At 25.8% G+C, this 391-nt stretch carries 1 protein-coding gene; it reads left to right on the forward strand.

The window, feature by feature from the left end; genetic code table 11:
- Positions 1-44: 44 nt before the first annotated feature.
- On the forward strand, positions 45-391 hold a 347-nt coding region (locus ER639_RS12090), incomplete at its 3' end, for a glycosyltransferase family 2 protein (protein WP_164993460.1).

Consider the following 391-nt stretch of genomic DNA (forward strand, 5'->3'; position numbering starts at 1 on the left):
ATCAAAATATAAAGAGAAAATTTTAAAAAAAGAGGGAATAAATAATGAAGTCCATATCTGTCATAGTGACTTATTACAACTCAGAAGACTATATAGAAAGTTGTTTAACTAGTCTTAAAAAACAAAGATTTCAAGATTTCGAGTTAATTTTAGTTAATGATGGTTCAACTGATAATTCAAAAACAATTGCAACACAAAGTATTGCAAATTGGGATATACCAATAAAAGAAATTGATTTAAAACAAAATACATGTCATGCACATGCAAGAAATATTGCCATGCAAGAAGTAGATGCACCATATTTTATATTCATTGATTCAGATGATTATTTAGCTTCTTATGCACTTGCATTTTATATGAAAAAAATAAATCAATTTGATGCACTTATTTC

This window comes from Macrococcus sp. DPC7161 (genome assembly GCF_004117835.1).
In the GTDB taxonomy this organism is placed as follows: Bacteria; Bacillota; Bacilli; order Staphylococcales; family Staphylococcaceae; genus SDSC01.